5 protein-coding genes, 1 tRNA gene, 3 rRNA genes and 1 pseudogene are annotated in these 13961 nt (G+C 52.7%); 8 read left to right on the top strand and 2 right to left on the bottom strand.

The genetic code is table 11. The annotated features are described in order from the left end of the window. The first annotated feature begins 410 nt into the window (after positions 1–410). Together crfC and D5067_RS21115 are read left to right on the top strand one after the other, a co-directional pair. On the top strand, positions 411–2765 hold the full coding sequence (gene crfC / locus D5067_RS21120) for a clamp-binding protein CrfC (protein ID WP_119937826.1): 2355 nt from the start codon (positions 411–413) through the stop codon (positions 2763–2765). Continuing rightward, complete coding sequence (locus tag D5067_RS21115; RefSeq protein ID WP_119937825.1) at positions 2762–3637, top strand: diguanylate cyclase regulator RdcB family protein; 876 nt, start codon at positions 2762–2764, stop codon at positions 3635–3637. The genes crfC and D5067_RS21115 overlap by 4 nt, the downstream gene beginning before the upstream one ends. A 55-nt stretch (positions 3638–3692) precedes the next feature. Here D5067_RS21115 and kdgT read toward each other — a convergent pair whose 3' ends face one another. Next, a complete protein-coding gene (kdgT, locus tag D5067_RS21110) occupies positions 3693–4685 on the bottom strand; it encodes a 2-keto-3-deoxygluconate transporter (protein ID WP_119937824.1) in 993 nt (330 codons plus the stop codon). Between the two features lie 649 nt (positions 4686–5334). Between kdgT and proP the strand changes: the two genes are divergently transcribed. Continuing rightward, positions 5335–6837, top strand: a complete 1503-nt coding sequence (gene proP, locus D5067_RS21105; RefSeq protein ID WP_119937823.1) for a glycine betaine/L-proline transporter ProP — start codon at positions 5335–5337, stop codon at positions 6835–6837. Positions 6838–6870: 33 nt separating this feature from the next. Here proP and D5067_RS21100 read toward each other — a convergent pair whose 3' ends face one another. Further along, a complete protein-coding gene (locus D5067_RS21100) occupies positions 6871–7824 on the bottom strand; it encodes a nickel/cobalt transporter (RefSeq protein WP_119937822.1) in 954 nt (317 codons plus the stop codon). A gap of 493 nt (positions 7825–8317) precedes the next feature. Here D5067_RS21100 and D5067_RS21095 point away from each other — a divergent pair. The 5 genes and pseudogenes from D5067_RS21095 to D5067_RS24105 all read left to right on the top strand — a co-directional run. Next, positions 8318–9857: ribosomal RNA gene (locus tag D5067_RS21095) — 16S ribosomal RNA — on the top strand. Positions 9858–9944: 87 nt separating this feature from the next. Beyond that, positions 9945–10019: transfer RNA gene (locus D5067_RS21090), tRNA-Glu, on the top strand. Positions 10020–10213: 194 nt separating this feature from the next. After that, positions 10214–13119 (top strand): 23S ribosomal RNA (locus tag D5067_RS21085). 75 nt (positions 13120–13194) lie between these two features. Continuing rightward, positions 13195–13310 (top strand): 5S ribosomal RNA (rrf, locus tag D5067_RS21080). Together the 16S, 23S and 5S rRNA genes with 1 tRNA gene alongside form the textbook arrangement of a ribosomal RNA operon. A gap of 179 nt (positions 13311–13489) precedes the next feature. Then, positions 13490–13907, top strand: a pseudogene (locus D5067_RS24105) (fimbria/pilus outer membrane usher protein); the annotation flags it as partial. Positions 13908–13961 lie beyond the last annotated feature (54 nt).

The raw sequence follows: 13961 nt of genomic DNA, 5'->3' as shown, positions 1-13961 counted from the left end.
CATTAAGACGGTGGAAACAAATGTCGCTAAATATATCGAATATTTTATTGCATCAAATTGCTACGCTCTCCCATTTCGGATAAGGTTAAGCAACAATCTGTTATTTATCCACGTTCTCTTACGCCAGCATCAGGCGGCGATCGAGAAATACCTCCCTTTTTAGGTGGGTAAATAGCGATGATATATCCTGAAGTTTCCTGAAAGTGAGCTACGCTTTTTATCCTTTGGTTTTCTGGCCAAAGGGGACGTTTACACGCCTTGCAAGGGTGGCAGTTTATTCTCTATTGCCATCAAATAGTTATATTCAGCGAACATGTTTTCCATACGTGATCATATAAGCCGATAAAGCATAATAAAAATCCGGTGGCTTAATAAAAGTAATAAATTTGCGTTAAGGAAAGGCTTTTATCATGCACACACAGACCATTTTTGAATTAAGCCAGGAAGCCGAGCGCTTGCTGCAGCTCGCCTTGCAGAATCTTGATACGTTGAAATCAATGCCAGTTGCGATGCTGGATAACGCCACTGCCGCTATTACGGGTATTAATAACAATGTATTGCCTTTACATTTCAGCGCGCGTGGCGTTAAGGCGCAACAGGCAATGCTGAATAATGAATTACGCAAAATTACCCGCCTCGAAATGGTATTGGCGATTGTGGGCACCATGAAGGCGGGTAAATCGACCACCATTAATGCGATTGTGGGCACCGAAGTGTTGCCAAACCGCAACCGACCGATGACGGCGCTTCCGACATTGATCCGCCACACGCCGGGCCAGAAAGAGCCTGTACTGCATTTCTCACACGTTTCTCCTATTGATACGCTGATCCTGCAGCTGCAGAAAAAACTGTGCGATTACGATCGCGGCAAGCTGGCGCAGCGTCTTGAAATAGATAAAGACATGAATACGCTGCTGGAGCGTATCGAAAAAGGGGAAGCGTTCGAGAAGCACCATCTGGGCGCAGAGCCGATATTCCATTGCCTGAAGAGCCTTAATGACCTGGTGCGGCTATCCCAGGCGTTGGGCGTTGATTTTCCGTTTTCCGAATACGCCGCTATTGAACATATCCCGGTTATTGAGGTGGAGTTTGTGCATCTCGCCGGTCTGGATGCGCATCTTGGCCAGCTAACGCTGCTGGACACGCCGGGGCCGAATGAGGCCGGGCAGCCACACCTGCAAAAAATGCTCAGCGAACAGCTCGCGCGCGCGTCGGCAGTGCTGGCGGTGATGGATTACACGCAGCTTAAATCTATCTCCGATGAAGAGGTCCGCCAGGCGATTTCGGCGGCGGGGAAATCGGTGCCTTTATATGCGCTGGTGAATAAATTCGATCAAAAAGACCGGAACAGCGACGACGAAGAGCAGGTCCGGGCGATGATCTCCGGCACCCTGATGAAGGGGAATATTTCCCCTGGCCAGATTTACCCGGTTTCGTCGATGTGGGCCTATCTTGCAAATCGCGCCCGTTATGAAATGAACGCCCACGGACGGCTCCCTGACCATCAGGACCAGCGCTGGGTGCAGGATTTCGCCGAGGCCGCGCTTGGGCGACGCTGGCGCACGGCAGATTTGGACGATATCGATCATATCCGTCATGCCGCAGACCTCCTGTGGGAAGATTCGCTGTTTGAGCAGCCGATCCGTAAGCTGATTTATGCCGCCTACGCTAACGCCTCGCTGTTCGCGCTTCGCTCGGCATCGCACAAGCTGCTGAACTACGCCCAAAATGCGAGAGAGTATCTTGATTTTCGTCATCAGGGGCTGACCGTGGCGTTTGACGAGCTGGAGCTGAATATCGCCCGGCTTGAAGAGGACATGGCGATGCTGCAGACGCGTCAGAATGTGGTCAGCGATGAGGTTAAACACGAAGTAGAAGAGGCGCTCAACGCCACCGATGAGTTTATGAACCGGCAGAAAGGCGCGCTTCAGCAGGCTATCGGCCATGTTTTTAGCCACCATAACCTTTTAGATCTGGCCGGAATAGACCCGCTGAGCCTGCGTGAGGATGAGCCCGCAGCGCTCGGCCAACTGGTGCTGGAAGACGAAGGGCAGGCACAGGTTGTGTTGAGTAAGATCAGCTCCTCCTGCGAGCTGATCATGCTGGATGCGCAGAATAAGATCGGCCGCGAGCTGGCCTTACGCTTCGATCAGCTGGAGTCTACGCTGGCGCGTTCTTTAAATGAGGCGATGCGCCCGATTGAAATGCGGATCAAAGAACAGCTGAGCCATGCGGGGTTTAGGGCGCGGATTAGCTTCCCGGCGTTTCAGGCGAACCAGCTTAACTTCAACACGCGAGCCTTGTTTAACGACGCCATTGTGCTGGACAACCGTCCTGCAGGCCAGCCCTCAGGGGCGGGCAGTATGCGTGATACCGTATCGCGCTGGCTGAATAATCCGGGCTGGGGTTGGGAAGAATATGTGGTGGCGCGCACGCGGTATGTTATTGATGTTGTCCAGCTTCATGACAAATTTAAGCAACATATTGATCAGTTCTGTGAACAAATCCGTAAAGCTTTGGCCGCGCAGGTCGATGTCTCTGTTACGGCAGGCATGGCAACGTTTTTTGCAGAATTCTCGCTATGCCTGACCGGGTTACAGGAAAGCTTGCGTGATAGCCTCGCAGTGCGTCAGCAGAATGAGCATTCGACCCGAGCGCTCAGCCAGCTGTTGAAGCAAAGTATTACGACTGCGACGTGGATTCAGGAAGATACCCGACTGTTACGCGATGATATTCAAACCCTATTCGCAGCAGAGCAACCATGACAACACAGCTACTGGACGGTCCCGGGCGGACGCTGGAGTGTATTCATCCAAAATTTATGGTCGATCTGGTTCAGGGGGTGGACGCTGCGCGTCATACCCACCTGGGGCCACAGCAGCTGCAGTTTCGTGAGCGTTTGACTCAGGAGATCATGACGCATACCCGGCTGCGGCCGTGGGCGATGGCGGGAATGCTCAACGAAAATGCGGCGCTGCGTCTGGGGTTGGCGGAAAAGCTGGCGGGCATGCTCGACCCGGGTCATCTGGCGTTAACCCGCATGACGGATAAACTGTTGGTGCTTCGCCAACAGACAAACCCGCGGACCGCCCAGTCCCCTGGACTGATGCAGCAGTATGAAGAACTCTCCTCTCACTTTAACCAGCGTGCCGCGTATAAAGAGAAAGCACTCACCCAGCGCGGGCTTACGGTCCAGGCGGGCGAGCATAGCGAACAGATTTTTACCCGCTGGCTCGCCGGGCACTACGACAGCTGGTCGTTGGCCGGGCGCTGCTACGTTGTGCTGGAAGAGTTGCGCTGGGGAGCCTTTGGCGATGCCTGCCGCCTGGCAAATGAAGATGTGGCGGCAATGCTTAAGGATAACCTGCGCAGCATGGCGGCAAACTATCTGGCTCAGGGTATTAATGCCTCTCCCACAACACGACATTTTTACCATCAATGGCTGGCAACACCTGCCTCTGCGGGCCTGATGGATTACAAAGAGATGCTGGGCTGGCTCGGAGACTGGTGTCAGGCGGATAAACATCCGGTGAGCTGGTCAGTAACGCAGAACTGGCAGACGGTTGCGCTGGGAATGCCGAGGCTTTGTTCGGCTAAACGGCTGGTAGATGGGATGGTGGAAGAGATTTTTGGATGAATCCCTCACCTTAACCCTCTCCCCGCGGGGAGAGAGGATGGTTTGGTGCGGAGTGTTAATGATGAAGTTCTACTGCTTTTCGTTCTACGTCCTGCTCGGGTGCATTTCCGTAGCGTTTCGCGTAAAGCGCCGTAATGATTGGCACCAGTATCGCCGTCACAATCACGCTGGCGGCAACCAGCGCCGTGGCGGACGCGGCAACCGGTTCGAAGGCGGGGTTAATCTGGGCGATAATCACCGGGTTTGCCACTGCAGCACCTGCGGCTGATGAGGCGGCGACGCCTGCAGTCCCGTTTCCTCCTCCAATTACGCGGTCAGCAATAATCAGCGGGATACCCGTGATAACAATCACCGCAATGCCCAGCACGATGCCGAGCAGACCGGTATCGAGGATCACGTTGAGGTTGATGGTGTTACCCAGCGCGAAGCCAAAGAACGGGATCAGCACCGGCGTGGCTTTGCTGAAGAAATCACGCAAATTGTGATCCAGATTCCCCAGCGCAAAACCGATCAGGAACGGCAGGATCGCCCCGACAAAGTGATGCGGTTCGAAAGAGGCCAGACCCGCAGATCCCAGGATCAGCATCGTCATCAGCGGGCCGGATTCCAGCGACATGAGTACGAACGCGCCTGACTCTTCTTTAGTGCCGTACTGATTCATCAGGCTGGCATACAGACCACCATTGGTCATATCCATTGCTGAAACAATAGCCAGAACCGATAAACCAGCAAAGAATCCGGTCTGAATTCCGTTCTCCGGAATGAACATCGCACAGACCATTGCCACGACCCAGGCGACGGCAATTTTGGTCAGGACTAATGTTCCTGACTTTCGTAATACCGTACCGGTTGCGCGTAAATTAATGGATGCGCCAATACAAAAGAACCATACCGCCAGAATGGGTACCGTTCCGGTAATCATACCTTTTGTGAACCCGCCGAAATAAGCCCCTGTATCGGGTGCCAGCGTATTTAAGATCGCGCCAAGTACCAGCGGGACCAGCATCATCCCGCCAGGGATGCGTTCAATCGTGGCTTTAATCTTCATGTTTCACCCTCACATCCTGCTCCGCAAGGTTTACGGAGTAATTCGGAAAATAATTTAATAAATTCAGTTAATTGACTTATTTCTTGAACAGTTAATTCGTTATCCATGCAAAAAATTAAAAACAAGTGCAGTCTTTAAACTTTCAGATGAAAGCACTTCAGGCGTTGCGTTCGGATTTATGATGCGATCAATGGAATTATGATTCAATGAAAATAAAACAGTGTTTTAGTTATCTTCATCACATATTCAATGTAAACAGAGAAATCGACGTCTGATAATTAAAATGTATGTAAATCTGATGTGAATAAATGTGGTCTGTTTTTTTTGATATGCAGGAAATAATGACGTGCGTGAGGACTTTTTTTGGGGGGAGAAAGAAAGTCCTTAAGGGGGCTAATTGACAAAGCTTGACGCCCGCTGACGAACCACAAATATATGTGTGAAGTTGATCACAAATATAAACGCTGGTAGGGTAAAGAGGTCACTAACTGCCCAGACAGGCGTCAACAGGTTCGGTTGTATCGACGTAAAACGTCAATGTAAGTAAACCTGCTACGCTTGAATAAGGGGTTCGCATGGAGCGGATCCCTGGTTCACAGATTGCACCTTGAACTGTGAAACGGACAGGGCTGAGTCTACGAGGAAAGCTATGCTTAGAAGGAAAAAGGTTAAACCCATCACGCTTCGCGACGTCACTATTATTGATGACGCAAAACTGCGTAAAGCGATCACCGCCGCGTCGCTCGGTAATGCGATGGAGTGGTTCGATTTTGGTGTCTACGGCTTTGTAGCCTATGCGTTAGGTAAAGTGTTCTTCCCCGGTGCCGACCCGAGCCTGCAGATGATTGCGGCATTAGGTACTTTCTCTGTTCCCTTCCTGATACGCCCGTTGGGTGGTTTGTTCTTCGGCGCGCTCGGCGATAAATATGGTCGCCAGAAAATTCTTGCCATCACCATTGTGATTATGTCGATCAGTACCTTCTGTATCGGCCTGATACCGTCCTATGCCACCATTGGCATCTGGGCACCGATCCTGCTGTTGCTGTGTAAGATGGCGCAGGGCTTCTCGGTGGGCGGCGAATATACCGGAGCATCGATTTTCGTCGCGGAGTATTCCCCGGACCGTAAACGCGGCTTTATGGGAAGCTGGCTGGACTTCGGTTCGATTGCCGGGTTCGTGATGGGTGCGGGCGTCGTGGTGCTGATCTCGACCGTTGTCGGTGAAGAGAACTTCCTCGACTGGGGCTGGCGTATTCCGTTCTTTATCGCGCTTCCGCTGGGCATCATTGGTCTTTATCTGCGCCATGCGCTGGAAGAGACCCCGGCGTTTCAGCAGCACGTTGAAAAACTGGAGCAGGGCGACCGTGAAGGACTGCAGGACGGTCCGAAGGTCTCGTTTAAAGAGATTGCAACCAAACACTGGCGCAGCCTGCTGACCTGTATTGGTCTGGTGATTTCCACCAACGTGACCTACTACATGCTGCTGACCTACATGCCGAGCTATCTGTCGCATAACCTGCACTACTCCGAAGATCACGGTGTGCTGATTATTATCGCCATCATGGTGGGTATGCTGTTCGTGCAGCCTATTATGGGCCTGCTGAGCGATCGCTTCGGCCGTCGACCGTTCATCATTCTGGGCAGCGTGGCGCTGTTTGCGCTGGCTATACCGGCCTTTATTCTGATTAACAGTAATGTGCTGGGCCTGATTTTTGCCGGTCTGCTGATGCTGGCGGTGATCCTGAACTGCTTTATCGGGGTGATGGCTTCTACGCTGCCCGCAATGTTCCCGACGCACATTCGTTACAGTGCGCTGGCGGCAGCGTTCAACATCTCCGTTCTGATTGCCGGCCTGACGCCGACGCTTGCTGCCTCACTGGTGGAGAGCACCCAGAATCTGATGATGCCGGCTTATTACCTGATGGTGATTGCGGTGATTGGTCTGGTGACCGGCCTGACCATGAAGGAGACGGCAAACCGTCCTCTGAAAGGGGCAACGCCTGCAGCATCGGATATTCAGGAAGCGAAAGAGATCCTGCGTGAGCACTACGATAACGTAGAGCAGAAGATTGAAGATATCGACGTAGAGATTGAAGAGCTACAGAAGAAACGCTCCCGACTTGTTGATCAACATCCACGGATTAACGAGTAACAACAAAACCCGCCGCTGGCGGGTTTTCTTTTATTAGCAACCTGCTGCGATGTAGTCACCGTTGGCGCTGATGGGGATCACCGTTAGGAACAGGACGGTGGCGAACAGGATGAGCACAATCCCGCCAGCGATTTTGAATACGGGAACCAGCCAGCTCAGGGACGTTCCATTATCGAAATAGGTGACCGTCCGCTCACGGGCATAACGTACCGCCAGCGATAGCCCCATTATAGAGAGCGCCGTACCCAGCGACATGGTCATCACCGCCGCGATGCCCCATGTGACAATCCCCAGTGCGTTCGAGAACATCAGGATCATGATTGCGCCACTGCAGGGACGCGCACCAATTGCCAGAATAACCCCCAGACGAGTCTTCCAGTCACCTCTTGTCAGGTCTGCCCCAACGCCATGATGGCCGCAGCCGCACTGCTCGTCGTGCTGATGCAGAGGGGAGAGTGAACGGATGGTCATCCTGTGCGGCTTAAGGCTCTTCAGAGCCTGATAAATGATAAACGCACCGAAGGCGCCAATCAGCACGGCGCTGATTTTCTCCACATACCAGCGGCTGGTACTGATATCTCCCGACGCGAGGTTCAAGCCCACCGCTAAGATGAAGACAAAGAGGATCGCGCTGACGCCCTGCATCAGGCTGCCAAGGAAAGGTACGACCCGCGCGGCCAGCTCGCTTTCTTTATTAGTCGTGAGATAGGTGGTGACAATGAATTTGCCATGTCCCGGCCCGACGGCGTGAAGTACCCCATAAAGGAAAGCACCCGTTAAGAGCCAGAGCCCACCGCTGTACTGATGGTTGTTCAGCTGGAGTAAGTACATCACCAGATAGCGATGTAAGGTGATCTGTGTGGCGAGGCACCACTGGATAAAGGCATTCCAGTGCGCATGGAGCGTGAATCCCGCCAGGAGAAGCGCCAGGAGCAACAACCCTGCTGTAGGAATGCGCCAGTCTCGGGTGAGACGTTGTGTGATCATGTGGGTAGCCTGCAGGGGGAATATTTGTCGCCAGTATAGTTGATTTTACCCCTGTATTCGCAGACTGACCCTACGGTCTTGAACTCAATTGTGGATAAGTCTGTGTGTAAAAAGGTATAAGGCGGGGTTTTGCTGTGGAATGCAGCAGTCAGTCATTTTTCTGTCATTTAGCGGTTGCGGCCTGCCGAGAACTCCCTATAATGCGCCTCCATCGACACGGCATATGTGAATCACTTCACAAGCAACCGGGTCGGTTGAAGAGAAAAAATCCTGAAATAACGGGTTGACTCTGAAAGAGGAAAGCGTAATATACGCCACCTCGCAACGGTGAGCGAAAGCCGCGTTGCACTGCTCTTTAACAATTTATCAGACAATCTGTGTGGGCACTCAAAGTGACATGGATTCTTAATGTCTTCGGACAATAAATGAATACCAAGTCTCTGAGTGAACATACGTAATTCATTACGAAGTTTAATTCACGAGCATCAAACTTAAATTGAAGAGTTTGATCATGGCTCAGATTGAACGCTGGCGGCAGGCCTAACACATGCAAGTCGAGCGGTAGCACAGGGAGCTTGCTCCTGGGTGACGAGCGGCGGACGGGTGAGTAATGTCTGGGAAACTGCCTGATGGAGGGGGATAACTACTGGAAACGGTAGCTAATACCGCATAACGTCGCAAGACCAAAGAGGGGGACCTTCGGGCCTCTTGCCATCAGATGTGCCCAGATGGGATTAGCTAGTAGGTGGGGTAACGGCTCACCTAGGCGACGATCCCTAGCTGGTCTGAGAGGATGACCAGCCACACTGGAACTGAGACACGGTCCAGACTCCTACGGGAGGCAGCAGTGGGGAATATTGCACAATGGGCGCAAGCCTGATGCAGCCATGCCGCGTGTATGAAGAAGGCCTTCGGGTTGTAAAGTACTTTCAGCGGGGAGGAAGGCGATAAGGTTAATAACCTTGTCGATTGACGTTACCCGCAGAAGAAGCACCGGCTAACTCCGTGCCAGCAGCCGCGGTAATACGGAGGGTGCAAGCGTTAATCGGAATTACTGGGCGTAAAGCGCACGCAGGCGGTCTGTCAAGTCGGATGTGAAATCCCCGGGCTCAACCTGGGAACTGCATTCGAAACTGGCAGGCTAGAGTCTTGTAGAGGGGGGTAGAATTCCAGGTGTAGCGGTGAAATGCGTAGAGATCTGGAGGAATACCGGTGGCGAAGGCGGCCCCCTGGACAAAGACTGACGCTCAGGTGCGAAAGCGTGGGGAGCAAACAGGATTAGATACCCTGGTAGTCCACGCCGTAAACGATGTCGACTTGGAGGTTGTTCCCTTGAGGAGTGGCTTCCGGAGCTAACGCGTTAAGTCGACCGCCTGGGGAGTACGGCCGCAAGGTTAAAACTCAAATGAATTGACGGGGGCCCGCACAAGCGGTGGAGCATGTGGTTTAATTCGATGCAACGCGAAGAACCTTACCTACTCTTGACATCCAGAGAACTTAGCAGAGATGCTTTGGTGCCTTCGGGAACTCTGAGACAGGTGCTGCATGGCTGTCGTCAGCTCGTGTTGTGAAATGTTGGGTTAAGTCCCGCAACGAGCGCAACCCTTATCCTTTGTTGCCAGCGGTCCGGCCGGGAACTCAAAGGAGACTGCCAGTGATAAACTGGAGGAAGGTGGGGATGACGTCAAGTCATCATGGCCCTTACGAGTAGGGCTACACACGTGCTACAATGGCGCATACAAAGAGAAGCGACCTCGCGAGAGCAAGCGGACCTCATAAAGTGCGTCGTAGTCCGGATTGGAGTCTGCAACTCGACTCCATGAAGTCGGAATCGCTAGTAATCGTAGATCAGAATGCTACGGTGAATACGTTCCCGGGCCTTGTACACACCGCCCGTCACACCATGGGAGTGGGTTGCAAAAGAAGTAGGTAGCTTAACCTTCGGGAGGGCGCTTACCACTTTGTGATTCATGACTGGGGTGAAGTCGTAACAAGGTAACCGTAGGGGAACCTGCGGTTGGATCACCTCCTTACCTTAAAGAACCTGCCTTTGTAGTGCTCACACAGATTGTCTGATGAATGTAGAGAAGCAAGACGGCTGCGAAGTCGAGACACTCCGTGTCCCCTTCGTCTAGCGGTTAGGACTCCGCCCTTTCACGGCGGCAACAGGGGTTCGAATCCCCTAGGGGACGCCACTTGCTGGGTGTGAGTGAAAGACACAGCCAACCGATATCTCAAAACTAACTCAGTGAGTTACGTTTGAGATATTTGCTCTTTAAAAATCTGGATCAAGCTGAAAATTGAAACGACACATCTTTAAGGGTGTGTTCGAGTCTCTCAAATTTTCGCAAGTCGATGATGTGTCGAAAGAGACATCTTCGGGTTGTGAGGTTAAGCGACTAAGCGTACACGGTGGATGCCCTGGCAGTCAGAGGCGATGAAGGACGTGCTAATCTGCGATAAGCGCCGGCGAGGTGATATGAACCTTTGACCCGGCGATTTCCGAATGGGGAAACCCAGTGTGTTCCGACACACTATCGTTAAGTGAATACATAGCTTAACGAAGCGAACCGGGGGAACTGAAACATCTAAGTACCCCGAGGAAAAGAAATCAACCGAGATTCCCCCAGTAGCGGCGAGCGAACGGGGAGCAGCCCAGAGTCTGAATCAGCTTGTGTGTTAGTGGAAGCGTCTGGAAAGTCGCACGGTACAGGGTGATAGTCCCGTACACGAAAGCACACATGCTGTGAACTCGAAGAGTAGGGCGGGACACGTGGTATCCTGTCTGAATATGGGGGGACCATCCTCCAAGGCTAAATACTCCTGACTGACCGATAGTGAACCAGTACCGTGAGGGAAAGGCGAAAAGAACCCCGGCGAGGGGAGTGAAAAAGAACCTGAAACCGTGTACGTACAAGCAGTGGGAGCCTACTTGTTAGGTGACTGCGTACCTTTTGTATAATGGGTCAGCGACTTATATTCTGTAGCAAGGTTAACCGTATAGGGGAGCCGAAGGGAAACCGAGTCTTAACTGGGCGTTAAGTTGCAGGGTATAGACCCGAAACCCGGTGATCTAGCCATGGGCAGGTTGAAGGTTGGGTAACACTAACTGGAGGACCGAACCGACTAATGTTGAAAAATTAGCGGATGACTTGTGGCTGGGGGTGAAAGGCCAATCAAACCGGGAGATAGCTGGTTCTCCCCGAAAGCTATTTAGGTAGCGCCTCGTGAACTCATCTTCGGGGGTAGAGCACTGTTTCGGCTAGGGGGCCATCCCGGCTTACCAACCCGATGCAAACTACGAATACCGAAGAATGTTATCACGGGAGACACACGGCGGGTGCTAACGTCCGTCGTGAAGAGGGAAACAACCCAGACCGCCAGCTAAGGTCCCAAAGTCATGGTTAAGTGGGAAACGATGTGGGAAGGCACAGACAGCCAGGATGTTGGCTTAGAAGCAGCCATCATTTAAAGAAAGCGTAATAGCTCACTGGTCGAGTCGGCCTGCGCGGAAGATGTAACGGGGCTAAACCATGCACCGAAGCTGCGGCAGCGACGCTTATGCGTTGTTGGGTAGGGGAGCGTTCTGTAAGCCGTTGAAGGTGTCCTGTGAGGGGTGCTGGAGGTATCAGAAGTGCGAATGCTGACATAAGTAACGATAATGCGGGTGAAAAGCCCGCACGCCGGAAGACCAAGGGTTCCTGTCCAACGTTAATCGGGGCAGGGTGAGTCGACCCCTAAGGCGAGGCCGAAAGGCGTAGTCGATGGGAAACAGGTTAATATTCCTGTACTTGGTGTTACTGCGAAGGGGGGACGGAGAAGGCTATGTTAGCCGGGCGACGGTTGTCCCGGTTTAAGCATGTAGGCGGGAAGTTTAGGTAAATCCGGACTTCTTTTAACGCTGAGGTGTGATGACGAGGCACTACGGTGCTGAAGTAACAAATGCCCTGCTTCCAGGAAAAGCCTCTAAGCATCAGGTAACATCAAATCGTACCCCAAACCGACACAGGTGGTCAGGTAGAGAATACCAAGGCGCTTGAGAGAACTCGGGTGAAGGAACTAGGCAAAATGGTGCCGTAACTTCGGGAGAAGGCACGCTGATGTGTAGGTGAAGTCCCTGCGGATGGAGCTGAAATCAGTCGAAGATACCAGCTGGCTGCAACTGTTTATTAAAAACACAGCACTGTGCAAACACGAAAGTGGACGTATACGGTGTGACGCCTGCCCGGTGCCGGAAGGTTAATTGATGGGGTTAGCGGCAACGCGAAGCTCTTGATCGAAGCCCCGGTAAACGGCGGCCGTAACTATAACGGTCCTAAGGTAGCGAAATTCCTTGTCGGGTAAGTTCCGACCTGCACGAATGGCGTAATGATGGCCAGGCTGTCTCCACCCGAGACTCAGTGAAATTGAACTCGCTGTGAAGATGCAGTGTACCCGCGGCAAGACGGAAAGACCCCGTGAACCTTTACTATAGCTTGACACTGAACACTGGTCCTTGATGTGTAGGATAGGTGGGAGGCTTTGAAGCGTGGACGCCAGTCTGCGTGGAGCCAACCTTGAAATACCACCCTTTAATGGCTGGTGTTCTAACGTAGACCCGTGATCCGGGTTGCGGACAGTGTCTGGTGGGTAGTTTGACTGGGGCGGTCTCCTCCCAAAGAGTAACGGAGGAGCACGAAGGTTAGCTAATCCTGGTCGGACATCAGGAGGTTAGTGCAATGGCATAAGCTAGCTTGACTGCGAGAGTGACGGCTCGAGCAGGTGCGAAAGCAGGTCATAGTGATCCGGTGGTTCTGAATGGAAGGGCCATCGCTCAACGGATAAAAGGTACTCCGGGGATAACAGGCTGATACCGCCCAAGAGTTCATATCGACGGCGGTGTTTGGCACCTCGATGTCGGCTCATCACATCCTGGGGCTGAAGTAGGTCCCAAGGGTATGGCTGTTCGCCATTTAAAGTGGTACGCGAGCTGGGTTTAGAACGTCGTGAGACAGTTCGGTCCCTATCTGCCGTGGGCGCTGGAGAATTGAGGGGGGCTGCTCCTAGTACGAGAGGACCGGAGTGGACGCATCACTGGTGTTCGGGTTGTCATGCCAATGGCATTGCCCGGTAGCTAAATGCGGAAAAGATAAGTGCTGAAAGCATCTAAGCACGAAACTTGCCCCGAGATGAGTTCTCCCTGACTCCTTGAGAGTCCTGAAGGAACGTTGAAGACTACGACGTTGATAGGTCGGGTGTGTAAGCGCAGCGATGCGTTGAGCTAACCGATACTAATGAACCGTGAGGCTTAACCTTACAACGCCGAAGCTGTTTCGGCGGACGAGAGACAGACAATCAATTTCAGCCTTGATACAGATTTAACAGAATTTGCCTGGCGGCTTTAGCGCGGTGGTCCCACCTGACCCCATGCCGAACTCAGAAGTGAAACGCCGTAGCGCCGATGGTAGTGTGGGGTCTCCCCATGTGAGAGTAGGGAACTGCCAGGCATCAAACAAGTGAAGAGGCCATCCGGAAGGATGGCCTTTTTGCGTTTCTGAACCGACGAGTTTTGTAGGCCGGGTAAGGCAACGCCGCCACCCGGCAAGTCAGACAGCACTCCACCCCACAATAAACTCCGCAATCCCATCAACATCATTCAAATCCACGCGCCCGGGCTATGTCCGTTATTGGCGACATCAATGTGATCACCGCGAATCTCTCGGCTTACCGTACCGATTACAAAGGTCGTAAAGACGACTCCATCTCCTTATCGCTGTCCGTGCCTATTGGCAATAACTCATGGGAAGGGATGGATATTCAGACCAATAACGGTAAGACCAGCCCGATGGTTTCCTACACCGACAACAGCGATGCATAATTGCGGGGCAACGAGCAACACGGCCCGGGTGATGGTCGATACCAACGGCATTGGCGGCGTCCAGCTTTACAACGAAAAGTCGCGGACGAACCGCTTCGTTATTGCCGTGGTGTCAGATGTCGTGAGCTACAACAGCTTCGATACCCGCGTGGATGTCGACGCCATGGACAGCGATATCGAACCGGTAAGAGCCATCAGTACCACCACCCTGACGATAGGCGCAATGCCGCTTTTCTTTGCACTGTATTTAGCTCTTGCGTTAGGTTTGAGAATAAAAAGC

Origin of the sequence: Enterobacter huaxiensis (assembly GCF_003594935.2) — a bacterium.
In the GTDB taxonomy this organism is placed as follows: Bacteria; Pseudomonadota; Gammaproteobacteria; order Enterobacterales; family Enterobacteriaceae; genus Enterobacter; species Enterobacter huaxiensis.
The sequence above is the reverse complement of the archived record's forward strand: the minus strand, read 5'-3'. Positions and strand labels throughout refer to the sequence as shown.